This window comes from Streptomyces sp. NPDC005202, from assembly GCF_040608235.1.
Taxonomy (GTDB): Bacteria; Actinomycetota; Actinomycetes; order Streptomycetales; family Streptomycetaceae; genus Streptomyces.
The window spans coordinates 147,507-170,303 of sequence record NZ_JBEXHW010000001.1; the positions used below are offsets into that span (position 1 = coordinate 147,507).

Sequence of the window (22,797 nt, forward strand, 5' to 3'; positions counted from 1 at the left end):
GGTCGGCCTGGGCCGCGGGTTTGCCGGGTTCGGCTGCCGGTTGGTCGGCCTGGGCCGCGGGTTTGCCGGGTTCGGCTGCCGGTTGGTCGGCCTGGGCCGCGGGTTTGCCGGGTTCGGCTGCCGGTTGGTCGGCCTGGGCTGGGGGGTCGTCGGGTTGGGCTGTGGTTTCGTCGGGTTCGGTGACGGGTGCGGCGGCTTCCGCGGTGGCCTCCGGAGCGGGGGAGTCCGCCGTTGCGGGGGTCGCAGTCCCGGCTTGGGGGTCGGGTGCGCCGGCCTTCGTGGACGTGGCCTCGGCCTCGGGGCCGGGCGCGGCCGGCTCGGAGGGTGCGGCCTCGGCCCGTGCGGTCGGCACGGTGGCTTCGGCTGTGCCGGGCTCGCCCGCCGGGGAGTCGGCTTCCGCGGGCGCGTCCTTGGTCTCGGCGGCAGCGGCGGTTGCCTCCGGTTCTTCCGCCCCGGTCCTCTCCGGTGGCCGGACCTCGCCCTCGGCAACCCCGGCCGTATCCGATGACTGGCGAATGCTCGTGTGCTGAGGCAACCCGAAGGTCCTTCCGTGCGAGGCCCGTGACGGAGCGGCGGGCCATGCTGGGGAGGCCGGCCCGCCTCAATCCCGTACGGCCGGCCTCCCTCCCCTGTTCACGACGCTCGGCAAACACCCGGCAAACGCCTCGTCAACCGTGTGGCTAGGCCCCTCCGACCGCCGTCAGCAGCGCCAACGGAGCCGCCGCCGAGCGGGACTCCCGCACGCACGCGTGCGGGTAGGGTACCGGCTCCCCGTGGGTGTCGCGGCCGTAGCCGGCGAGGACCTCGGGGAGGCGGTGGCCGGTGGCGGTCGCCGCGTCGATCAGGGCGTGGGCGACCGTGCGGGCCTCGTCGTGCAGGCCGTAGCGGGCCAGGCCCAGCGTGATCAGCGCGTTGTCGTGCGGCCAGACCGAACCGCGGTGGTACGACAGGGGGTGGTACGCCGGCTGTCCGGCCGCCAGGGTCCGTACGCCCCAGCCCGAGAAGAAGTCCGGTTCCAGGAGCCGTCGGCCCACGGCCTCCCCGTACTCCTTGTCCAGCAGCCCCGACCACAGCAGGTGCCCGGCGTCCGACGCCAGCGCGTCCACCTGGCGGCCGTGGCCGTCCAGGGCGAGTGCCGGGAAGGACTCCTTGCGCATCCAGAAGTCCCGCTGGAAGCGGTCGCGCAGATCGCCGGCGGCCTGTTCCAGCAGGGCCGCGTAGACCTCGTCCTCCCACACCGTGCGCGCGACCCAGGCCGTGCGGCGCAGCGCGTCGTACGCGTAGCCCTGGGCCCCCGCCGCCATCACCGGGCCGGATGCTCGGGTGCCGTCGGCCGAGCAGATGGCGCCGGGGGAGTCCTTCCAGTTCTGGTTGGCGAGGCCGCCCTCGTCTGCGCGGTAGACGAGGTAGCCGCGCGAGGTCAGCCCGCCGTGGTCCAGCATCCAGCCGATCGCCGCCCGCGCGTGCGGCTCCAGGTGCCCGGCAAGGGCCGCGTCCCCGGTGTGCTCGACGTACGTGCCCAGCAGGACGAGGAACAGCGGGGTCGCGTCCACCGAGCCGTAGTACCGCCCGAACGGCACCTGCCCGAAGTGCGCCAGCTCCCCGTGCCGCACCTCGTGCACGATCTTGCCGGGCTGGGCCACCGCCCCCGTGCTGGTCTCCCTGGCCTGCGTCGCGGCGAGGGCAAGCAGCGTGGCGGCGGCCGGCCGGGGGCGGTAGGGGAGGGCGAACAGCGAGGTGAGGAGGGCGTCGCGGCCCAGCAGGGTCAGGAACCAGGGGGCTCCGGCGGCCGGGACGCGCAGCTCCTCGCCGTCCGGGCCGGTCGCCGGGACCTGGAGCGCGGCGAGGTCGGCGAGGCCGCGGGCGCAGGCCGCCGCCAGCTCCGGCCAGCCGGTCGGGAAGGCCACGCCTTCCAGGAACTCGCCTTCGAGGGCAAGGAGTTGATCGTTCACGGTGGAAGGGGAGCGCGGCACCCGCACGGCTCGTTTGTCCCCGTGCGGGCGGGCCATCACCCGCAGTGTGAGCTCCGCCGTGCCGTGCGGTTCGAGGTCCAGCGTCCACACCAGGCGGCGGGCGCCGGTGCCGGTCTCCTCGACACCGTCCGGGGCGGGCTCGGCGGTCACCGTCGTACAGGACCGCCATGCGCCGCGCCGGTAGGTGAACTCCACGCCGTCGTCGAGGATCTGACGGGAGCGTACGACGCCGGTCTTGGCGTAGGTGCGGTGGTCGGAGCGCACCTCGAACTGGTCGGTGAAGTCGGCGTCGGCGGTGACCGCGAGGCGGACCGTCGTCGGCACCGGGCGGTTGCTGGTCACGCGCAGGGACTCGACGAAGGCGCTGTCGGCGACGGCCTGTTCGCGGAAGAGCGTGTACGCCGGCGGCTCGGTGCGACCGCCGCGCGGTACGAGGACGCAGCGCGCGGTGTCCCCGTCCGCGACCGGTGCCAGCGCCTCCGGCACGGCGCCGTCGACGGTCAGCTGCCACCGGCTCAGATGACGGGCGTCCCGCACGAACAGCCCGTCCGGGGAGCTGCCGTTCCGCACGCCGCTGATGTCCCCGCCGTCGCCCACGGCGGCGAACGTCGTGCCGTGCACGAGCAGATGATGCCGGTCCGTCATCCCAGGTCCCCTCCCTTGACGCCCTTGACGTGCTTGCTGTGCTGGTCGAACGTGCCGATGTCCGTGGGGGACACGCCGTCTCCGTGGGAGACGCCGTGTCCGTGGGGATCGTGCAGCAGGTCGAGCGTGAGCGCGGCGGTCCAGCCGAAGCCGAGCGCCCCGCAGGCCTCGCCGGTGTACGGGTCGACGTACTCGGCGAACCCGGTCGCGTCGGCGGTGCGCAGGACCGCCTCCCGCAACGCGTCGGCCCGCTCGCGCTCGCCGTGCACCCGCAGTCCGCGCTCCACCAGCCAGCTGGTGTTGAACCAGGCCGGCCCCCGCCAGTAGCGGTGCGGGTCGAAGGCCTCGCCGAGGAGGTCGTAGCTCGGGACGAGGCGCGTGGCGCCGCCCAGCCCGAAGTGCGGTCCGCAGAGGGTGCGGACGAGGGTGGCGGTGAGGTCGCGGGGGAGGCCGGGCAGGAGCAGGGGGATCAGGCCTGAGACGCTGCGCTCGAAGATCAGCTCCCCGCTCCGCACGTCCCGGCAGAAGAACATCCCCTGAGCCGGGTCCCACAGCCGCTCGATCAGCGCCGTCGTCAGGCGTTCGGCGCGCGCGTGCCGGGCGGTGCCGGTCGCGCCCAGCTCGTGGGCGATCCGCGCCAGTGCGTGTTCCGAGGCGATCAGCAGGGCGTTGAACGCCGGGTCCTCCACCGCGAACTCGACCGACCCGTCGGTGTATCCGCGGTCCCGGTAGTCCGTCGCCAGCCGCACGTACCGCCCGTAGTCCAGGTCCGTCGGCCGGTCCTCGGGGGAGCCGTGGTCGAGGTCGGCGCGGCGGAAGGAGCGGGCCGGGGCCGGGGTGATGCGGGAGAGCGGGGCGTCCCAGCAGGGGCTGTTGTCCATGCCCTGCTCCCAGGGGTGTACGACGGACGCGAGCCCGCCGCCGCCCAGGTCGCGGCGGTGCAGCAGATAGCGGTGCCAGGCGGCGAGCCGCGGGTGGACCCGGGCCAGGAAGCCGCGGGCCCGCGACAGCCCGGGGTCGGCGCGGTGCACCAGCCAGGCGGCCAGCGCGTGCACCGGTGGCTGCACGATGCCCGAGGTCTGTACGGTGCGCGGGGCGCCCGCGGCGCGACCCGCGGTCGGGGAGCGCCAGAAGTCGGGGCTCGGGAAGTAGGCGTCGAGCGGGACGGAGGGGCTGAAGACGATGTGCGGGACGCGCCCGTCGGCCCACTGGGCGTCCAGCAGCGTCTCCAGCTCCGTCTGGGCTCGTAACGGCGAGATGTGCCGCAGGCCGACGGCGATGAACGCGGAGTCCCAGGACCACTGGTGCGGGTACAGCCCGCGTGAGGGCACCGTGGACGTTCCCGTCCAGTTGCCCTCCAGCACGCGCACGGCCCTGAGGTGCAGCGAACTCGCCGGCGCCGCCGGATCGTATGCAACGGCGGGCTCCGCGGGATGGGCGGTGAGCTGGGCAGTGCGATCCACTCGGGGCTCCCCGAAGACGTTCCGGCCGACCGGTTCGGCTGTGGCTACCGTAGAGTTACGTCTATTTAACAGGCAAAACTCACTATGTAATGCAGGATTGAGAAACACAAGGGGGTGCGCATGACCGGAAGTCCCGGAAGGACGGGGAAGAGCGGGAGTCAGGCGAGCGCCGGCGATCTGCTCGAACTCGTGCGCAGCGGCCGTGCCACCACACGCGGCGCCCTCCAGCAGGCCACCGGACTGTCCCGCGCGACCGTCGGTCAGCGCCTGGACCGGCTCTTCCGCGCGGGCTGGCTGCGCGAGGGCGCCGGCGGTCCCGTGGACTCCCCGCTGGGAGGCCGCCCGTCCATCACCCTCGAGTTCGACGACGCCCACGCGGTCGTCCTCGCCGCCGACCTCGACACCCGGCACGCGCGTGCGGCCGTACTCTCGCTCACCGGCGAGATATTCGCCGAGCACACTGGCACCCTGGTCATCGAGGACGGCCCGGACGCGGTGCTCGGCGAGCTCGGCCACTGGTTCGCCGAGTTGCTGGAGAAGGCCGGTCACCGGGCGGACGAGGTCTGCGGCATCGGGCTCGCGGTGCCGGGCCCGGTCGACAGCGAGACGGGCCGGGTCGTGCAGCCGCCGATCATGCCGGGCTGGGACGGCTACGACATCACAGGCCGCCTGGCACGAGCCTTCACCGAGCACACGGGCGCGCCGGCCGTGCCGGTCCTCGTGGACAACGACGCCAACCTCATGGCCTACGGCGAACAGCGCACCGGCTACCCGGACTGCTCGGCCTTCGTACTGGTCAAGGTGTCCACCGGTATCGGCGCGGGGGTTGTGGTCGACGGTTCCGTCTACCGGGGCATCGACGGCGGCGCCGGGGACATCGGGCACATCCGGGTCGGCGCGGAGGCGCTGTGCCGGTGCGGGTCCTACGGCTGTCTGGCCGCCGTCGCGAGTGGTGGCGCCGTGGCGCGGCGGCTCGCCGAGGCCGGGGTGCCGGCCGCCTCCGGCTCGGACGTACGGGACCTGCTGGCGGCCGGGCACCCGGAGGCGGCCGCGCTCGCGCGCGAGGCCGGGCGGCGCGTCGGGGACGTGCTGGCGACGGTCGTCACGCTGCTCAACCCCGGCGTGCTGATGATCGCGGGAGACCTGGCCGGGACGCCCTTCCTCACCGGCGTACGGGAGTTGCTGTACCAGCGGGCGCTGCCGCGCTCGACGGCCCATCTGGACGTGGTGACCTCGCGGCTCGGCGAGCGGGCCGGGCTGGTGGGCGCCGGGGCGCTGGTCGTGGAGTACCTGTACGCGCCGGAGCGGGTGGAGGAGCGGTTGCTGGCGCTCGGGGTGTGACGGTGCTCTCCGGCGCCGGTGTGACAGCGATGTTTCTGTCCGGAGTCCCGTCCGCATGGTGAAATCCGGTCGCCTGTGGCAGCGTGATTCTCGCCACCCTTGATAAGGGTTGCGCTCAGATGAGCGGATCTTGAGCGGCTGCACTTCTCCAAGGGGTGGCACTCAGTGCCACCCCTTGATCGTTCATCGATCGAAATCAGGCGTGCCAAGAACCGCTCATATGAGCGGATGGGTGGGTTTACGGGCGTTGACTCGTTCAAGAAGTGAAAACATCCGGCCCTGACGACTTGCCAAGCCTTGACTTTCGATCCGCTGGCGGACGAGTGGTTACAGGCGCATGACGCACAAGTAGACGTACCCGCAAGCCTTTGATCTGGGTATGTTCCTCGCCGTCAGGGCAGCCACCGCGTCCTCGAGGAGTCGAGACCCGTGTCGGAAAACAAAGATCCCCAGGTAGCTGAGCGCGGCACCAGCGTTGAGGGCGTGAAGTTCGTTTACGACTTCACCGAGGGCAACAAGGACCTCAAGGACCTCCTCGGCGGCAAGGGTGCCAACCTTGCCGAGATGACCAACCTGGGCCTTCCGGTCCCTCCGGGCTTCACCATCACCACCGAGGCCTGCAAGGTCTACCTCGACAGCGGCGAGGAGCCCGCGGCACTGCGTGACGAGGTGAGTGCGCACCTCGAGGCGCTCGAGAAGAAGATGGGCAAGAAGCTCGGCCAGCCCGACAACCCCCTCCTCGTGTCGGTCCGTTCCGGGGCGAAGTTCTCCATGCCGGGCATGATGGACACCGTCCTGAACATCGGTCTCTCCGACAAGTCCGTGCAGGGCCTGGCCAAGCAGGCCGGCGACGAGCGCTTCGCCTGGGACTCCTACCGCCGCCTGATCCAGATGTTCGGCAAGACCGTCCTCGGCGTCGACGGCGACCTCTTCGAGGACGCGCTGGAGAAGGCCAAGGAGGCCAAGAAGGTCACGGTCGACACCGAGCTGGACGCCGCCGACCTGAAAAAGCTGGTCACCAAGTTCAAGAAGATCGTCAAGACCGAGGCCGGCCGGGACTTCCCGCAGGACCCGCGCGAGCAGATGGACCTCGCCATCAAGGCGGTCTTCGACTCCTGGAACGGCGAGCGCGCCAAGCTCTACCGCCGCCAGGAGCGCATCCCGCACGACCTCGGCACGGCCGTCAACATCTGCTCGATGGTGTTCGGCAACCTGGGCCCCGACTCCGGCACCGGTGTCGCCTTCACCCGCGACCCCGCCTCCGGCCACCAGGGCGTCTACGGCGACTACCTGCAGAACGCCCAGGGCGAGGACGTCGTGGCGGGCATCCGCAACACCGTCCCGCTGGCGGAGCTGGAGCGCATCGACAAGAAGTCGTACGACCAGCTCATGCAGATCATGGAGACCCTGGAGAACCACTACAAGGATCTCTGCGACATCGAGTTCACCATCGAGCGCGGCCAGCTGTGGATGCTGCAGACCCGCGTCGGCAAGCGCACCGCCGGTGCCGCCTTCCGTATCGCGACCCAGCTGGTGGACCAGGGCCTGATCGACGAGGCCGAGGCGCTGCAGCGCGTCACCGGCGCTCAGCTCGCGCAGCTGATGTTCCCGCGCTTCGACGAGAACGCGAAGGTCGAGCTGGTCGGCCGGGGCATCGCTGCCTCCCCGGGCGCTGCGGTCGGCAAGGCGGTCTTCGACTCGTACACGGCGGTGAAGTGGTCGCGGTCGGGCGAGAAGGTCATCCTGGTCCGCCGTGAGACCAACCCCGACGACCTGGACGGCATGATCGCGGCCGAGGGCATCCTGACCTCCCGCGGGGGCAAGACCTCCCACGCGGCCGTGGTGGCCCGCGGCATGGGCAAGACCTGTGTCTGCGGCGCCGAGGAGCTCGAGGTCGACACCAAGCGCCGCCGGATGACGGTGCCGGGCGGACACGTCGTCGAGGAGGGCGACGTGATCTCCATCGACGGCTCGACGGGCAAGGTGTACCTGGGCGAGGTCCCGGTCGTGCCGTCCCCGGTCGTGGAGTACTTCGAGGGCCGGATGCACCCGGGCGCCGACGACGCCGACGAGCTGGTCGAGGCGGTCCACCGGATGATGGCCTTCGCCGACCGCAAGCGCCGCCTGCGGGTGCGGGCAAACGCGGACAACGCCGAGGACGCGCTGCGCGCCCGCCGCTTCGGCGCCCAGGGCATCGGCCTGTGCCGCACGGAGCACATGTTCCTCGGTGACCGCCGCGAGATGGTGGAGCGCCTGATCCTGGCCGACACCGAGGCCGAGCGCGAGGAGTCCCTGAAGCAGCTGCTGCCGCTGCAGAAGCAGGACTTTGTGGAGCTGTTCGAGGCGATGGACGGCCTCCCGGTGACGATCCGCCTCCTCGACCCGCCGCTGCACGAGTTCCTCCCCGACATCACGGAGCTGTCGGTTCGCGTGGCGCTCGCGGAGTCCCGCCAGGAGCCGCACGAGAACGAGCTGCGCCTGCTCCAGGCGGTGCACCGCCTGCACGAGCAGAACCCGATGCTGGGCCTGCGCGGCGTACGCCTCGGCCTGGTGGTGCCCGGCCTGTTCACGATGCAGGTCCGCGCCATCGCGGAGGCGGCGGCCGAGCGCAAGGCCGCGAAGGGCGACCCGCGCGCCGAGATCATGGTCCCGCTCGTCGGCACGGTCCAGGAGCTGGAGATCGTGCGCGAGGAGGCCGACCAGGTCATCGCCGAGGTGCAGGCGGCGACGGGTACGGAGCTGAAGCTGGCGATCGGCACGATGATCGAGCTGCCGCGCGCCGCGCTGACCGCCGGTCAGATCGCCGAGGCGGCGGAGTTCTTCTCCTTCGGCACCAACGACCTGACCCAGACGGTGTGGGGCTTCAGCCGGGACGACGTGGAGGCTTCGTTCTTCACCGCGTACCTGGAGAAGGGCATCTTCGGAGTGTCGCCGTTCGAGACGATCGACAAGGACGGCGTCGGCTCCCTGGTGAAGGCCGCCGCGAAGGCCGGTCGTCAGACCCGCCCCGACCTGAAGCTCGGCGTCTGCGGCGAGCACGGCGGTGACCCCGAGTCCGTCCACTTCTTCCACGAGGTGGGCCTGGACTACGTCTCCTGTTCCCCCTTCCGCATCCCGGTAGCCCGCCTGGAGGCGGGCCGGGCGGCGGTCCAGGCGGAGGGGAGCGACCACCGGTAGAAGCCGGCAGGCTCCCGGAGGCCGGTCGAACGCCGGAGCCGTCGCCTGTCACCCTGACCCTCACCGACGGGGCGACGGCCCCGGATCACGAAGAGAGGGCGGCACCCTTGTGCGGGGGTGCCGCCCTCTCGGCTGTCCACCTGGACCCTCGACCTGGACCCTCGACGACGCGTCAGGGGAGCGGCTGTGGCACGCCTCCGAGCGGCCGACGGGGGTCCTGCGGCGCGCCTGGAGATGTAAGGGGGACGTCCTTCGGTCAGGGGGACGTCCTCCGGTCAGGGGTCCTCCGGTCAGAGCGAGGCGCCGCTGTCGATCAGCAGGTCGGTGCCGACGACCGGGGCGGCCTCGTCCGACGCCAGGTACAGCACCGCCGCCGCGACCTCCTCCGTGGCCGACACCCGGCCCAGGGGCAGCTCGTTCCCGACCCGCGCCGCCCGCTGGGCCTCCGTCTCGCCGGGGCGGCGGGACATGGCCGTGGCGGTGGGGCCGGGGCTGACGGTGTTGATGCGGACGCCGTCGGCGATGTGGTCGAGGGCGGCGGACCTGGTCAGCGCCGTGACGGCCGCCTTGGAGGCGGCGTATGCGGCGACGCCGGGGCGGTGGCTGTGGATGCCGAGGTTGGAGGAGACGTTGACGATCGCCCCGCCGGCCGGTTGGGTGCGCATCTGGCGGATCTCGGCCTGGAGGGTAGGAAGTCGCCGGTGACGTTGATGTCGAGGAGGGTCTGCCAGTCGGGCTCCGCCAGGTCGGCGAGGGGCCTGCCGCACGCCCGCGTTGTTGACGGCCACGTCGAGCGGGCCGAAGCGGTCGACGGCGGCCGTGACCAGGGCCTGCGTCTCGGCGGCGCGGGACACGTCCGCGGTCACCGCCAGGGCCTTGCCGCCCAGCCCCTCGATCTCGGTCGCCACCTCCTCGAGCGGCCCCGCGGTGCGCCCGGCGACGACCACGTTCGCCCCCTCCCGCGCGAACGCGAGCGCGACGGCCCGTCCGATGCCGGAGCCCGCGCCGGTCACGAGGGCGGTCCTGCCGGAGAAGCAATTGGTCATGATCTCCCCTTGGAGTGGGACGGCTTTTCTTGACCAATCGGTTCAATATGAGAGCGTAAAGAAACGCACCCCCGTGGAGGTGCGTCTCTCAGTCGAGCAGCGCCAGTGCCTGCTCCGCCGCGTCCCGGACGCGGGTTGGGTCCGACGACGCCTTGCCGACCACGCGCAGGCCCTGCAGCAGTACGAGCAGCATGCGGGCGAGGGTGAGCGGATCGCGGTCGGCGGGCAGTTCGCCCTGGGCCTGGGCGCGGACCAGGGCGGAGTGCAGCAGGGTCTCGACGTGGTCCCAGCTGTGCTCCACCCGGCGGGCGGCGGCCTGGTCGTGTGGGCCGAGTTCAACCGCCGTGTTGGTGACGAGGCAGCCGCATTCCCGCGTGTCCTCGGCCGCTGCCTCGGCGGCGAACCGGCGGACGACCGCGCGCACGGCGGGCAGCGCGGGACCCGGCTGGGACAGTTCCCGCACCAGCCGGGGGTCGTGCGTCTGCCCGTACCGGTCCAGCGCCTTCAGATACAGCTCGTGCTTGCTGCAGAAGGTCGCGTAGAGGCTGGCGCGTCCGATGCCGAGGTGCTCGACGAGGTCGGACATCGACGTCGCCTCGTAGCCGCGCCGCCAGAACAGCTCGAGGGCTGACTCCAGCGCGGCATCCGGGTCGAACTCCTTGGTCCTGGCCACGTGTCGCAGCCTAGGTATTTCTGGAACGATCAGTCAAGGAAGGCGCTCTACGCCGTCCGCACCTCGTACGCCGTCACCCGCACCCGCGCGTCGTCCAGGCACTGCCCGGAGACCAGGTCGAAGCGCTGCTTCAGCAGGGGCGAGGCGACGAACGGGCGCCCCTGGTGGGTGCCGGTCAGGCCGCGGGAGAGGACCGCGGCGCCGCTGAACGGGTCGCGGTTGTCGATGCCGTACAGGCGGCCCGACCGGTCGCGGAAGAGGGCCACCTGGCGGCCCTCCGGCAGCAGGGCCGCCACACCGCGGCCCGGGAGCAGCATGCTCAGGTCGCAGATGGTGAACCAGTCGCCGTCGAGCTGCAGTTGGACCTTCAGGTCGGTCGTCTCGGGTGCCAGGGTCATCGCTGGGCGCTTCCTTCCAGGGCGTCTTCCATGGGGCGCATGCCGATGGACAGCAGCGGCAGGTCGGGCTTGATCTGGTCGCGCTCGGGGACGAAGCCGACGACCGGGTCGGGGGTGTCCGGCGCGTTCACGAAGGACACGAACCGGGCCAGCTTCTCGGGGTCGTTGATGGTCTCGGCCCACTCGTCGCGGTAGTTGGCCACATGCGCGGCCATCAGGGACTCCAGCTCGTCGCAGATGCCGAGGGAGTCGTGCACCACCACGTCCCGCACGTGGTCCAGGCCGCCCGGGATCCGCTCCAGCCATGTGCTCGTGCGTTCCAGGCGGTCGGCGGTGCGGATGTAGAACATCAGGAACCGGTCGATCAGACGGACCAGTTCGGCGTCGGACAGATCCTGCGCCAGCAGGTCCGCGTGGCGCGGGGTGGCGCCGCCGTTGCCGCCGATGTACAGGTTCCAGCCGCTCGCGGTGGCGATGACGCCGAAGTCCTTCGACTGGGCCTCCGCGCACTCGCGGGCGCAGCCGGAGACCGCCGACTTGAGCTTGTGCGGGGAGCGCAGTCCCCGGTAGCGCAGCTCCAGGTCGATCGCCATGCGGACGGAGTCCTGGACGCCGTACCGGCACCAGGTCTGCCCGACGCAGGACTTCACCGTGCGCAGCGCCTTGCCGTACGCGTGGCCCGACTCGAAGCCGGCGTCCACCAACCGGGCCCAGATCAGCGGAAGTTGCTCCACCCGCGCGCCGAACATGTCGATGCGCTGCCCGCCGGTGATCTTCGTGTAGAGCCCGAAGTCCCGGGCGATCTCGCCGATCACGATCAGCTTCTCCGGGGCGATCTCACCGCCGGGGATGCGGGGCACGACCGAGTACGAGCCGTTCTTCTGCAGGTTGGCGAGGAAGTGGTCGTTGGTGTCCTGCAGGGCCGCCTGCTCGCCGTCCAGGACGTAGCCGTCGGCGCCGATCGTGGGCGCGAGCGAGGCGATGATCGAGGCGACCGCCGGCTTGCAGACCTCGCAGCCGTCGCCCCCGCGGGCGGCCTCGCGGCCGTAGCGGTCCAGCAGGTCCTGGTAGGAGGTGAGGCGCAGCGCGAGGACGATCTCGTACAGCTCCTCGCGGGTCTGCGCGAAGCAGCCGCACAGGCCCTTGTCGACCTCGACGCCGCTCGCCTCCAGCTCGGCGGTGACCAGCTGGCCCAGCACCTTGACGCAACTGCCGCAGCCCGTACCGGCCTTGGTGCACTTCTTCACCTCGGGCACGGTGGTGCACCGGTGCTCGGTGACCGCCCCGCGGATCGTGCCCTTGGTGACGTTGTGGCAGGAGCAGATGACTGCCTCGTCCGGCAGCGCGGACGGGCCGAGCTGCGCCGGTGCCCCGGCACCGGCGGGCAGCACCAGCGTCTCGGGCGAGATCGGCGGTACGGAGCCGGTGAGCGCGCGCAGCGTGCCGTACGCCTCCGCGTCGCCGACCAGGATGCCGCCGAGCAGCGTGCCGTCCCGGCCGATGACCAGCTTCTTGTACAGGCCCGAGCGCGAGTCGGAGTACACGACGTCCAGGCAGTCCTCGGCGGTGCCGTGCGCGTCGCCGAAGGAGGCCACGTCCACGCCGAGCAGCTTCAGCTTGGTGGACAGGTCGGCTCCGGTGAACTCCGCCTCGTCCGCGGCGATCGTCGCGGCGGCCGTCTCTGCCATCTCGTAGCCGGGCGCCACCAGGCCGTACACCCGGCCGTCCACGGCCTGCGCGCACTCGCCGATCGCGAAGACGTGCGGGTCGGTGACCGTGCGGCACTGCTTGTCGACGGTGATGCCGCCGCGCTCGCCGACCGCGAGGCCCGAGGCGCGGGCCAGCTGATCGCGCGGGCGGACACCGGCCGAGAACACCACCATGTCCGTGGCCAGTTCGGAGCCGTCGGACAGCTTCATCCCCGTCACCGCGCCGTCCTCGCCGGCGAGGATCTCCTGGGTGCCGGTGCCCGTATGCACGGTCAGGCCCATGTCCTCGATGGTGCGCAGCAGCGCCGCCCCGCCGCCCTCGTCGACCTGCACCGGCATCAGCCGCGGCGCGAACTCCACGATGTGCGTGTTCAGTCCCAGGCCCTTGAGCGCGCCGGCCGCCTCGAGCCCGAGGAGCCCGCCGCCGACCACCGCGCCGGTCGTGGCCCTGGTCCTCGCGTACTCCTCGATCGCGAGCAGGTCCTCGATCGTGCGGTAGACGAAGCAGCCCTCGGCGTCCTTGCCGGGGACCGGCGGGACGAAGGGGGAGGAGCCGGTGGCCAGGACGAGGACGTCGTACGACACCACCAGGCCCGAGCGGGCCGTCACCGTGCGGGCCTCGCGGTCGATCGACTCCGCCGGGTCGCCGACGTGCAGCTCGATGCCGTGGTCCTTGATGAACTCCATGTCCGTCATGGAGAGGTCCTCGGGCGTCCTCCCGGAGAAGTACGAGGTGAGCTGCACGCGGTCGTACGCGGGGCGCGGCTCCTCGCACAGCACGACCACACGGTGCGTGGCGGTCAGACCGCGCTCGGCGAGCGCTTCGAGGAAGCGCTGGCCGACCATGCCATGGCCGACGAGCACGATCGTGGGGGTGTCCGTGGACATCAGGAGCCTCCATCGTTGGTGAGCAGGTGGAGCAGGGGACCGCCGTCCGACGGGAGCGGCTCTGCTCCCTCCCAGGCGCGGGCGAGCGCGCCGACGGTGCCGAGTTCGCCGACGAGGACCCCGCCGACCAGGCGGTCGTCGCGGACGACGACCTTGCGGTAGGTGCCGCGGGTGGCGTCGGCGAGCTGCACGACGTCGTCGCCGGGGCGCGGCTCGGTCTCGCCGAAGGCGGCGAGGTCGAAGGGGGAGTCCTGCCCGGTCAGGGTGAGCCGGGTCAGGGAACGGGTGCCGGTGTAGCGGGCGTTCGCGTCCCCGGCCAGGACCTCGGCCAGCGCGTCGGCCTGTTCGAGGGCGGGGGCCGCGAGGCCGTAGACCGTGCCGTCGTGCTGGGTGCAGTCGCCGACGGCGTGGATGTGCCGGTCGGAGGTGCGGAGTTCGTCGTCGACGAGGACGCCCTTGTGCACGGCGAGGCCCGCGTCCTTGGCCAGGCCCACGCGCGGGTGGACGCCGCAGGCGAGGACCACGAGGTCGGCGTCGAGGGCGTATCCGTCGGCCATCTCCACCGAGCGGACGGCGCCGCCGACGCAGCGCACATCCCGCACCCGGCACTCGGTGTGCACCTCGATGCCGAGGTCCGTCAGGTGCCGCAGCACCAGCTTCGACGCGCCCGGGTCCAGCTGGCGCTCCATGAGCCGCTCGGCCTGCTGGGCGAGCACCACCTGGGCGCCGCGCACCGCGAGCGCGCGGGCGGCGGACACGCCGAGCAGCCCGCCGCCGATGACGACGGCCCGCACCCCCGGCCGGACCGCCTTGGACAGGCCCAGGCAGTCGTCCATGGTGCGGAAGGCGTGGACGCCCTCGGGGAGTTCGTGCCGACCGGTGGCGAACAGGCCGCGCAGCGGCGGCAGGACGGGGTTGGAGCCGGTGGCCAGGACCAGCGTGTCGTATGCGATCACCGAGCCGTCCGCGCACCGCAGCTGCCGTGCCGCGCGGTCGATGCCGGTGACCCGGGTGCGCAGCAGGCCGGCGGGCGCCGGGAGGGCGATCACCTCGGGGGCGTACCGGCCGGCCAGCACCTCGGCGAGCAGGACCCGGTTGTACGGGCGGTGCTCCTCCTCGCCGACGAGCAGCGCGGGCGTGCCGAGCTCACCGAGCCGCCGGGCGAGCGTCACGCCCGCGAGGCCGGCGCCGATCACCACCACACGCGTATTCGAGGTCATGCATCGCAGCGTGCGGCGTGGACGTTACCCGGCCGCATCACGCCTGTTTCCCGCGAGGAACGCTGCCCTCAGCGGAAGCCGGGAGGGGGTGTGAGGGTGTGCGTGGGCGCCGGGGCAGCGCTGTGACGACATCCGGCTGCCGCCCACCCAGACCGACGAGGGCGTACGGGCGGCCTTGCGGCTGCGCGCCGAGCACCCCGCTCGTTGAACGAGACGCTGGGCCGCTGGGTGCGTGGGGGAGGGCGAACATCCTGGGCGGGCTGCCGGGACACGGGCACGCGGTGAGCTGAGCCGAGGGTCCGACGGCTCAGTGGCTGCCCGTCAGATGGGCGAAGACGACCACGTTGCCCTGGTAGCCGGTGGTACGCGAGTAACCGCCACCGCAGGTGATCACCCGCAGCTCGGGTCGTTTCGCCGCCCCGTACACCTTCTCGTCGGGGAAGTCCTTCGCCTCGTACACCTCGACCGCGTCCACGGTGAACTCCGCGACGCTGCCGTCCCGCCGGTCCACCTCGATGGTGCTGCCCTTCTTCAGGGCGCCGAGGTCGTAGAAGACGGCGGGGCCATCGGTGTTGTCGACGTGGCCGGCGACGATCGCGGTGCCCTTCTCGCCGGGGGTGGTGCCGGCCTCGTACCAGCCGGCGAGGTTCTTCTTCCCCGGGGGCGGGACGTCGAGGCTGCCGGACTTGGTCAGCCCGAGGCCCATCAGCGGGGCGTTCACGCGGATCGAGGGGATGCGGATGCGGTCCGGCGGGGACGGTGGCAGCGCGGCGGCCGCGAGCCGGTCCTCACCGGGGTCGAGCAGGGCCTCGGCGGTGGAGGGCTGGGGCGGGGCATGCGTCCCGGCGCCGCTGTGCAGCAGCCATGCGCCGGAGCAGAGGGCGACCACCGTGACGGCCGCTATGGCGGTGTTGCCGATCCTTCGCATACGCACCCCTCTCCCGGACTCGATGCCCCGTACCCCCTCCGGGCCACGAGGGGCGTGGGCTCCGGAGGGGGAGGGGACATGCGGTACCGGCGGACGGACAGCGGAGGGTGTCCGTCAGATCCCGTCGCCTCTCGCCCGGCGATGCAGGAGCCAGGTACCGCCCGCGGCGGCGATGGCGAGAGCCGCCACACCGGCCGCGGTCTGCACGGGGTCGGGGCCCAGCGCGCCGCCGACCCCCGTCCTCACACTTCCTCGGGGTTGCACCTGCTCGTGAGGGGCGGTCAGCGTGACCACCAGGTCGCCCTTGGCCTGCCGGCCGCCCTCGGCGCACTGCGCGACGATCTCGTACGTCCCCGGCTGAGCGCTCTCCGGCACCCGGAACTGGCCGATCGCGTCGCCCTCGTGGGTGCTGGGCGCCAGCGTGAAGGGCCCGGCGCCGACCGCGCTGGCGTCGCCCGCCGCGGTGGCCTTGTCGCCGCAGGCCTTCGTGTTCACGGTGACCTGGCTGCCCGGTACGACCGAGGACGGGTACACCTCCAGAGGGCCGGAGTCCGCGCCGGACGCGGGCGCGGCGAGACCGCTCGCGGCGGCGACGGCGAGCGCGGTCCCGGTCAGCAGACGGGCGTTACGTCGCATCGGTGCTCCTCCGAGCTCTGCGGTGGGGACACGGCCCGCGACACCCCCATGTGCCGCCGTCGGTCGCGCCCTGCCCTTCCGAGGTAAGTGGCACAGGGGCGCGCCCGCTTCCTGAGGGGACGTCAGAATTGGGGTGAACGGGTGTCGGCGAGCCCGCCGCAGGAGGCGCGTGGAGAAACGTTTGGGCAGGTCAGAGTCGTACTGCTGACGGGCCGTCGGAAACTACCCGAAGGGCGCAGGGCGCGGGGGTGAACGGGTGACCGGGGGGTGCGGCGGGCAGGGCGTGACCTCGACAAAGGTTGAGGTATCAGGCTGTGCCGCATGAAGACGACCCTTGACACCCCCGCCCCCCTGAACGTCGCCCTCGTCGTCGGCAGCAACCGCCACGGCCGCTTCGGTCCCGTGATCGCCGACTGGCTCCTCGGCCGTCTTCGCGACCGCGCCGACCTGGTCCCGCAGGTCGTGGACGTCGCGGAGACGGACCTGCCGACGACGCTGGCGCCGACCCCGGAGGCGACGGCCGCGCTGGCGGACATCACGCCGAAGCTCGCGTCCGCGGACGCGTTCGTCGTCGTGACCCCCGAGTACAACCACTCCTTCCCCGCCGGCCTGAAGAACCTCATCGACTGGCACTTCACCGAATGGCGCGCCAAGCCCGTCGCCCTCGTCTCCTACGGCGGCCTCGCCGGCGGCCTCCGGGCCGTCGAACACCTCCGCCAGGTCTTCGCCGAACTCCACGCCGTCACGGTCCGTGACACGGTCTCCTTCCACAACGCGGGCTCGTCCTTCGACGACGAGGGCCGCCCGAAGGACCCGTCTGCCCCGGACGCGGCGGCGAAGACGATGCTGGACCAACGGGTGTGGTGGGGACGGGCGTTGCGGGAGGCGAAGGAGAGGCGGCCGTACGGAAGCTGACGCAGGCTGGTTCCCCGGATCCGCCGCCGCTCGGCCTAGCGAGGCAGTCGCGCGGCCAGGCCGTCCAGGACGACCTCCAGGCCGTAGGCGAACTTGGCGTCGCGGAGGGCGGCGGGGTCGGTGGCGGCGGCGGCCGTGTCGGCGTAGGAGTCGGCGAGGTGGGTGTGGGCGGAGGCGGCCTGCTGGGCGGCGGGCATGAGGCGGGCGATGAAGTCCGCCTCGGTCTCGCCGGAGCGGAGCGGCCTGATGCTGGTCCTCACCCAGTACCTGCAGTTCGTCCTCGGCTACTCGGCCGTCAAGGCGGGCCTCGCCTTCCTCCCCCTGGCGATCACGGCCCTGGCCGGCAACACGGCCGGCGCCTCGCTCACGGCGAGGTACGGCCACCGCCGGGTGATCCTCGCCGGGATGCTCGTCATGGCCGCCTCCTTCGCCCTGCTGACCACCGTCTCCGCCGACACCGGCTTCGCGGTCCCGGCCGTGGCGCTCGGCGTGCTGGGCCTCGGCGCGGGCCTTGCGATGCCGGCCGCGGTCGGCGCCCTGATGGGCGCCATCCCGGCCGAACAGGCGGGCGTCGGCTCGGCCCTCAACGACACCATCCAGCAGGCCGGCTCCGCCCTCGGCATCGCCATCCTCGGCTCCCTCCTGTCGAGCGGCTTCGCCCACGAGATGCCCGCTCGGGTCCCGGAGGGGGCCAAGCGCTCGATCGCGGACGCGCTGGCGGCGGCCCACGGCGACATCGGGCTCGTCCACGCGGCCCGCGAGGCCTTCACCGCTTCGATGTCGACGACCTTCACGATCGGCGCGATCGGTGTCCTGGCGGCGGCCGTGCTGGCGACGGTGGTGATGCGGGACGGCAGGCCGACGCCGCCGGAGGCTCCCGCGGAGCAGAAGCCGGAACTCGTCGCCTGACCCGGCGCGCGACACACGAAAGGCCGGCGCCCCTCGGGGCGCCGGCCTCCGTCTGGTCCACTGGCCGAACTCAGCCCACGTTGACCGCGCTCCAGGCCGCCGCCACCGCGTTGTATTCGTTGCTGCCCGCTCCGTACAGGTCCTTCGCCGCGTTCAGCGTCGCCGTCCGGGCGCCCGCGTAGTTCGTCGAGGACGTCATGTAGACCGTCAGCGCCCGGTACCAGATCTTGCCGAGCTTGTCCCGGCCGATGCCCGTGACCGTGGAGCCGTTGCAGGTCGGGGAGTTGTAGCTGACGCCGTTAAGGGTCTTCGCGCCGCTGCCCTCGGCCAGCAGGTACGCGAAGTGGTTGGCGACGCCCGACGAGTAGTGGACGTCGAGGTTGCCCACCGAACTGATCCAGCAGTCCGCCGAGTTGCCGTCCTTGGACGGCTTGTCCATGTACCGCAGGGCCGGCTTGCCGAAGCCCGAGCGGACGATCTTCTCGCCGATGAGGTAGTCACCGGGGTCGGTGGAGCTGCCCGCGTACCACTCCACCAGCGTGCCGAAGATGTCCGACGTGGCCTCGTTCAGGCCGCCGGACTCGCCCGAGTACGTCAGCGCCGCCGTCTTCGACGTCACGCCGTGCGACATCTCGTGCCCGGCCACGTCCAGGGCCACCAGCGGCCCGAACGTCGTGCCGTCGCCGTCGCCGTACGTCATGCAGAAGCAGCTGTCGTCCCAGAAGGCGTTGTTGTAGTTGTTGCCGTAGTGGACGCGGTTGTACGAGCCCTTGCCGTCGCCCGCGATGCCGTTGCGGCCGTGGACGTTCTTGTAGTAGTCCCAGGTCTCGTTCGTGCCGTACTGCGCGTCCACCGCCGCCGACGAGCGGTCGGAGGCCGTGCCCGTCCCCCAGTGGTTGTCGGCGTCCGTGAACAGCGTCGCGGGGGCACGGCTGATGCAGATGCTGCCCAGGAAGCACAGGTCGGTCTTGTTCGCCGCGTCACCCGTGTACGTGTTGCCGCGCGTCGGGTCCTTCAGCTGGTACGTCGATCCCGACAGCGTCGTCTCCAGCGGCACCGTTCCGCTGTACAGCGACTTGCCGTCGCCGGTGGCCGTCTCGATGCTGTCCCACGCGTCGATCTGCGCCCCCGTGCGGGCGTCGGTCAGCACCGTGCGCGCGACCGGGTTGCCGAGCGAGTCCTGCGCGACCGCGTTGGTGCGCCAGGCCAGGCGCGGGGCGCCGTGCAGGGCGTCGACCACCAGTTGGGGCTTGGCCGTGACCTTCCTCAGCTGCTCGCCGAGGTTCACGGCGCGCAGCGCGTTCACCGCGAGGTCGGCGGCCTTCGGGGCCGACAGCTTCGGGGCGATGGTGGAGAGGGCGATCCTGGCCTTCGTGGCGCGGCTGGTGCTGCGGTACGTGCCGTTGGGGGCCAGGTGGACCACGAGGTCGCCGCCGAGGACGGGGAGTTGGCGGTACGTGCGGTCGTAGCGGACGTGCTGTGTGCCGTCCTTGTCGACGATCACGTCCCGGACGGTGGTGTCCTCGGCGGACGTGAGTCCCAGGGCCGCGGCGTGCTCGACGAGCGCCGACGCCGCGTTCGCGATCGCGGTGGTCCGGCCGGGTCTGCCGTCCGCGTGCGCGGCGGGGGAGAGCGCGGCGACCAGGAGGGTGGCGGTGGTGGCGGCTATGCCGGCCGTGGCGAGACGGGAACCTCGGATGTGCCGTGTCCGACTCATCAATCTCCTTGAGCGCGGGCGCCCTCGGGCGCGTCGGGGTTGCGCTGATGTCGACTGAGATTTAAGGGCCCCTGACATGTCATGTCCATAGCGCCCACGTGGGGATGTGTGAGGGGAGAGAATCGTTTCTGTGAGCCTCCCGTTCTTCGTCTACGGCACCCTTCGCCCCGGCGAGCGCAACCACGGCCTGTTCCTGCGCGGCCGTACGCAGTCCGAGGAGCCCGGGCTGCTGGCGGGCGCGGTGCTGTACGAGGGGCCCGGATATCCGTATGCCGTCGAGGAGCCGGGGGGAACGGTGCGCGGGGAACTCGTCACCGCGGTGCCGGAGGCGTACGGGGAGTTGCTGGTCGCGCTGGACCGGCTGGAGGAGTACACGCCGGGGGATCCGCAAAACCTTTACGAGCGGGTGGAGCGGGAGGTGGTCCGGGAGGCCGACGGCGCGGCGGTGCGGGCCTGGGTGTACGTCGCCGCGCCGTCCGTCGCGGCACGGCTGCGGGCCCGGGCAAAACGGATCGAGGGCGGGGACTGGCCGGCCCGGTGCCCGGGCCTGTCGTGAACTCGCTGGTCACGGTCCTTGGACTGTGCTTCCACGGGATCGGTGCACTGCTGATGGCGCAGGCGGTCGGAGCGGCGCGAGATCACCACCTGCATCCGGTGCTCGACGTAGTTGCTGCCGACACGGCAATGGCAGCTCTGTACGAGCGGCTCGGCCGGCAGTTGCTGGCCACAGTGGACCAACAGTGGAGCCCGGACCGGCAAGTTGCCGTCCGGTGCTGTGCGTCGGCCACCGGTTCGCCTTGACCATGGTGCGCGCGGGGTGACACCCCGGCCTCCCGTGTCACGGCGCACCACCCTACGGCCCCAACTCCGCCAGGCCGCCTAGGACTTCACGGCCTCCACGCGCACCGCGCACACCTTGAACTCCGGCATGCGCGAGGTCGGGTCGAGGGCAGGGTTGGTGAGCGTGTTGGCGCGGCCCTCGCCGGGCCAGTGGAAGGGCATGAACACGGTGTCCGGGCGGATGCTGTTCGTGATCCGGGCCGGGGCCACCGACCGTCCGCGCCGCGACACCACCGCGACCGGGTCCCCCTCGGCCGCCCCCAGCCGTGCCGCCAGCCGCGGGTGCAGCTCCACGAACGGGCCGGGCGCGGCGGCGTTCAGCTCGTCGACGCGCCGGGTCTGGGCGCCGGACTGGTACTGGGCCACGACCCGCCCGGTGGTCAGCAGCACCGGGTACTCGTCGTCCGGCTCCTCGGCGATCGCCCGGTGCGTCACGGCCGCGAACCGGGCCCGCCCGTCCTCGGTGGCGAAACGGTCGAGGAAGAGGCGGGGGGTGCCGGGGTGGACGCCGGGCCGGTGCTCGTCGGAGGCGTCGTCCCGCGCCGGGGCGTCCGCGCGCACGTCCAGGGAGGCGTCCTCGGAGTCGCCCGCGTCCGTGAGCAACTCCGGCGACGCGTCGGAGTCGGCCGCGTCCGCGCGCACGTCCGGCGACGCGTCCTCGGCGTCCTCGGCGTCCTCGGCAAAGTCCGCCTGCGCCGGGCACGGCCAGAACACCCCGTTCTCCTCCGCCAGCCTCCGGTAGGTGATCCCAAAGTAGTCCGCAGGGCCGCCCGCGCTGGCCCGGCGCAGTTCGTCGAAGACCTCCTCGGGGTCGGTCGGGAAGCCCTTCTCCACGCCCAGGCGGGCGGCCAGCTCGTGCAGCACCTCCAGATCGCTGCGGACCCCGTCCGGTGGGGTGATCGCGCGCCGCCGCAGCAGCACCCGGCCCTCAAGGCTGGTCGTCGTGCCCGTCTCCTCCGCCCACTGTGTGACCGGCAGGACGACGTCCGCGAGCGCCGCCGTCTCCGACAGGACCACATCGCACACCGCCAGGAAGTCCAGCGACTTCAGCCGCTCCTCGACGTGTGCGGCGCGGGGCGCCGACACCACCGGGTTGGAACCCATCAGCAGCAGTGTGCGGATGTCCGTGCCGAGGGCGTCCAGCAGCTCGTACGCGCTGCGGCCGGGCCCCGGCAGCGCGTCCGGGTCCACGCCCCACACCTCGGCCACGTGCCGCCGCGCCGCCGGGTCCGTCAGCTTGCGGTAGCCGGGCAACTGGTCGGCCTTCTGGCCGTGTTCGCGCCCGCCCTGCCCGTTGCCCTGCCCGGTCAGGCAGCCGTACCCGGACAGCGGGCGGCCCGCGCGGCCGGTCGCCAGGCACAGGTTGATCCACGCGCCCACGGTGTCGGTGCCCTTGGACTGCTGCTCTGGTCCGCGCGCGGTGAGCACCATCGCGGCCTCCGGCTCGCAGAACATCCGTACCGCCTCGCGCAGTTGGGGAACGGACACCCCCGTGATCCGCTCCACGTACTCCGGCCAGTGCACCATGGCGGCCGCCCGCGCCTCCTCCCAGCCGGTCGTGCGCTCCTGGATGTACGCCTCGTCGGTGCGGCCCTCGGCGACGACCAGGTGCAGCAGGCCGAGGGCCAGCGCGAGATCGGTGCCCGGGCGGGGTGCCAGGTGCAGGTCGGCCTGCTCGGCCGTACGCGTGCGGCGCGGGTCGACGACGATCAGCGTGCCGCCGTTGTCGCGCAGTTCGTTGAAGTACCGCAGCGACGGCGGCATCGTCTCGGCGAGGTTGGAGCCGACGAGGATCACGCACCCGGTCTTCGGGATGTCCTCGAGCGGGAACGGCAGCCCCCGGTCCAGCCCGAACGCCTTCGTCCCGGCCGCGGCCGCCGACGACATGCAGAAGCGGCCGTTGTAGTCGATCTGCGAGGTGCCCAGCACCACCCGGGCGAACTTCCCGAGCGCGTACGCCTTCTCGTTCGTCAGCCCGCCCCCGCCGAAGACCCCGCACGCGTCCGCGCCGTGCGCCGAACGGGCCCGGGACAGCCCCTCGGCGATCCGGTCCAGTGCCTCGTCCCAGGTGGCGGGCATGAGCGTGTCGCCGGAGCGCACCAGCGGGGAGGTCAGCCGCACCCGGGACGAGAGCACCGCCGGGGCCGTACGGCCCTTGCCGCACAGCGCGCCCCGGTTCACCGGGAAGTCCGCGCGCTCGGTCACCTTGACACCCCCGTCCGGGGTGGGCGTCAGATTCATCCCGCACTGCAGGGCGCAGTACGGGCAGTGCGTGGGCGTCGCGGAGGTCTGCATGCCGCTCAGCGTGCTTCGGCCGTG

The 22,797-nt window shown here is 72.2% G+C and carries 16 protein-coding genes and 3 pseudogenes; 6 read left to right on the forward strand and 13 right to left on the reverse strand.

Features of this window, described 5'->3' with window-relative positions:
* From ABZV31_RS00655 to ABZV31_RS00665, 3 genes and pseudogenes are all read right to left on the reverse strand, one after another.
* Nucleotides 1-535: pseudogene (locus ABZV31_RS00655) on the reverse strand (hypothetical protein); the annotation flags it as partial.
* Nucleotides 536-680: 145 nt separating this feature from the next.
* Complete coding sequence (locus ABZV31_RS00660) at nt 681-2,618, reverse strand: glycogen debranching N-terminal domain-containing protein (protein WP_355886203.1); 1,938 nt, start codon at nt 2,616-2,618, stop codon at nt 681-683.
* Complete coding sequence (locus ABZV31_RS00665; protein ID WP_355886206.1) at nt 2,615-4,081, reverse strand: hypothetical protein; 1,467 nt, start codon at nt 4,079-4,081, stop codon at nt 2,615-2,617. Before ABZV31_RS00665 ends, ABZV31_RS00660 begins: the two co-directional genes overlap by 4 nt.
* 120 nt (nt 4,082-4,201) lie before the next feature.
* Between ABZV31_RS00665 and ABZV31_RS00670 the strand changes: the two genes are divergently transcribed.
* On the forward strand, nt 4,202-5,422 hold the full coding sequence (locus ABZV31_RS00670) for an ROK family protein (RefSeq protein WP_355886209.1): 1,221 nt from the start codon (nt 4,202-4,204) through the stop codon (nt 5,420-5,422).
* Between the two features lie 429 nt (nt 5,423-5,851).
* Nucleotides 5,852-8,599, forward strand: a complete 2,748-nt coding sequence (gene ppdK, locus ABZV31_RS00675) for a pyruvate, phosphate dikinase (protein ID WP_355886212.1) — start codon at nt 5,852-5,854, stop codon at nt 8,597-8,599.
* Between the two features lie 290 nt (nt 8,600-8,889).
* On the opposite strand, the gene ABZV31_RS00680 is transcribed toward ppdK, so the two are convergent.
* The 7 genes from ABZV31_RS00680 to ABZV31_RS00710 all read right to left on the reverse strand — a co-directional run bounded on the left by ABZV31_RS00680 (nt 8,890) and on the right by ABZV31_RS00710 (nt 16,097).
* Nucleotides 8,890-9,645: an SDR family oxidoreductase gene (locus tag ABZV31_RS00680; protein ID WP_355886215.1), complete on the reverse strand. Its 756-nt coding sequence runs from the start codon at nt 9,643-9,645 to the stop codon at nt 8,890-8,892.
* A gap of 88 nt (nt 9,646-9,733) precedes the next feature.
* Nucleotides 9,734-10,318 carry a TetR family transcriptional regulator gene (locus ABZV31_RS00685; RefSeq protein WP_355886218.1) on the reverse strand — a complete coding sequence of 195 codons (585 nt, stop codon included), beginning with the start codon at nt 10,316-10,318 and terminating at the stop codon, nt 9,734-9,736.
* A gap of 47 nt (nt 10,319-10,365) precedes the next feature.
* Nucleotides 10,366-10,716: a nitrite reductase small subunit NirD gene (gene nirD / locus ABZV31_RS00690; RefSeq protein ID WP_355886221.1), complete on the reverse strand. Its 351-nt coding sequence runs from the start codon at nt 10,714-10,716 to the stop codon at nt 10,366-10,368.
* On the reverse strand, nt 10,713-13,313 hold the full coding sequence (gene nirB, locus ABZV31_RS00695; RefSeq protein ID WP_355886224.1) for a nitrite reductase large subunit NirB: 2,601 nt from the start codon (nt 13,311-13,313) through the stop codon (nt 10,713-10,715). The genes nirD and nirB overlap by 4 nt, the downstream gene beginning before the upstream one ends.
* A complete protein-coding gene (locus ABZV31_RS00700) occupies nt 13,313-14,533 on the reverse strand; it encodes an FAD-dependent oxidoreductase (protein ID WP_355886227.1) in 1,221 nt (406 codons plus the stop codon). The genes nirB and ABZV31_RS00700 overlap by 1 nt, the downstream gene beginning before the upstream one ends.
* A 307-nt stretch (nt 14,534-14,840) precedes the next feature.
* The gene (locus ABZV31_RS00705; protein ID WP_355886230.1) at nt 14,841-15,461 is read right to left on the reverse strand and encodes a class F sortase; all 621 of its coding nucleotides are present in this window, start codon (nt 15,459-15,461) and stop codon (nt 14,841-14,843) included.
* 114 nt (nt 15,462-15,575) lie between these two features.
* Nucleotides 15,576-16,097 (reverse strand): hypothetical protein, encoded by a 522-nt coding sequence (locus ABZV31_RS00710; RefSeq protein ID WP_355886233.1) that lies wholly within the window; start codon nt 16,095-16,097, stop codon nt 15,576-15,578.
* Nucleotides 16,098-16,418: 321 nt separating this feature from the next.
* Between ABZV31_RS00710 and ABZV31_RS00715 the strand changes: the two genes are divergently transcribed.
* On the forward strand, nt 16,419-17,012 hold the full coding sequence (locus ABZV31_RS00715; RefSeq protein WP_355886236.1) for an NAD(P)H-dependent oxidoreductase: 594 nt from the start codon (nt 16,419-16,421) through the stop codon (nt 17,010-17,012).
* 35 nt (nt 17,013-17,047) lie between these two features.
* Here ABZV31_RS00715 and ABZV31_RS00720 read toward each other — a convergent pair whose 3' ends face one another.
* The gene (locus ABZV31_RS00720) at nt 17,048-17,272 is read right to left on the reverse strand and encodes a hypothetical protein (RefSeq protein WP_355887607.1); all 225 of its coding nucleotides are present in this window, start codon (nt 17,270-17,272) and stop codon (nt 17,048-17,050) included.
* Between ABZV31_RS00720 and ABZV31_RS00725 the strand changes: the two are divergent.
* Nucleotides 17,253-17,921 (forward strand): annotated as a pseudogene (locus ABZV31_RS00725) (MFS transporter); the annotation flags it as partial. The gene ABZV31_RS00720 and the pseudogene ABZV31_RS00725 sit on opposite strands and share 20 nt — an antisense overlap.
* A 70-nt stretch (nt 17,922-17,991) precedes the next feature.
* On the opposite strand, the gene ABZV31_RS00730 reads toward ABZV31_RS00725, so the two are convergent.
* Complete coding sequence (locus ABZV31_RS00730; protein WP_355886238.1) at nt 17,992-19,638, reverse strand: M4 family metallopeptidase; 1,647 nt, start codon at nt 19,636-19,638, stop codon at nt 17,992-17,994.
* 130 nt (nt 19,639-19,768) lie between these two features.
* Here ABZV31_RS00730 and ABZV31_RS00735 point away from each other — a divergent pair, with 130 nt between their 5' ends.
* Both ABZV31_RS00735 and ABZV31_RS00740 read left to right on the forward strand, forming a co-directional pair.
* A complete protein-coding gene (locus ABZV31_RS00735) occupies nt 19,769-20,194 on the forward strand; it encodes a gamma-glutamylcyclotransferase family protein (RefSeq protein ID WP_355886240.1) in 426 nt (141 codons plus the stop codon).
* A gap of 32 nt (nt 20,195-20,226) precedes the next feature.
* Nucleotides 20,227-20,439: pseudogene (locus ABZV31_RS00740) on the forward strand (GNAT family N-acetyltransferase); the annotation flags it as partial.
* Between the two features lie 78 nt (nt 20,440-20,517).
* Here the strand turns inward: ABZV31_RS00740 and ABZV31_RS00745 are convergent.
* Entirely contained in the window at nt 20,518-22,773 is a 2,256-nt protein-coding gene (locus ABZV31_RS00745; RefSeq protein WP_355886243.1) for a molybdopterin-dependent oxidoreductase, read from the reverse strand.
* Nucleotides 22,774-22,797: the final 24 nt, after the last annotated feature.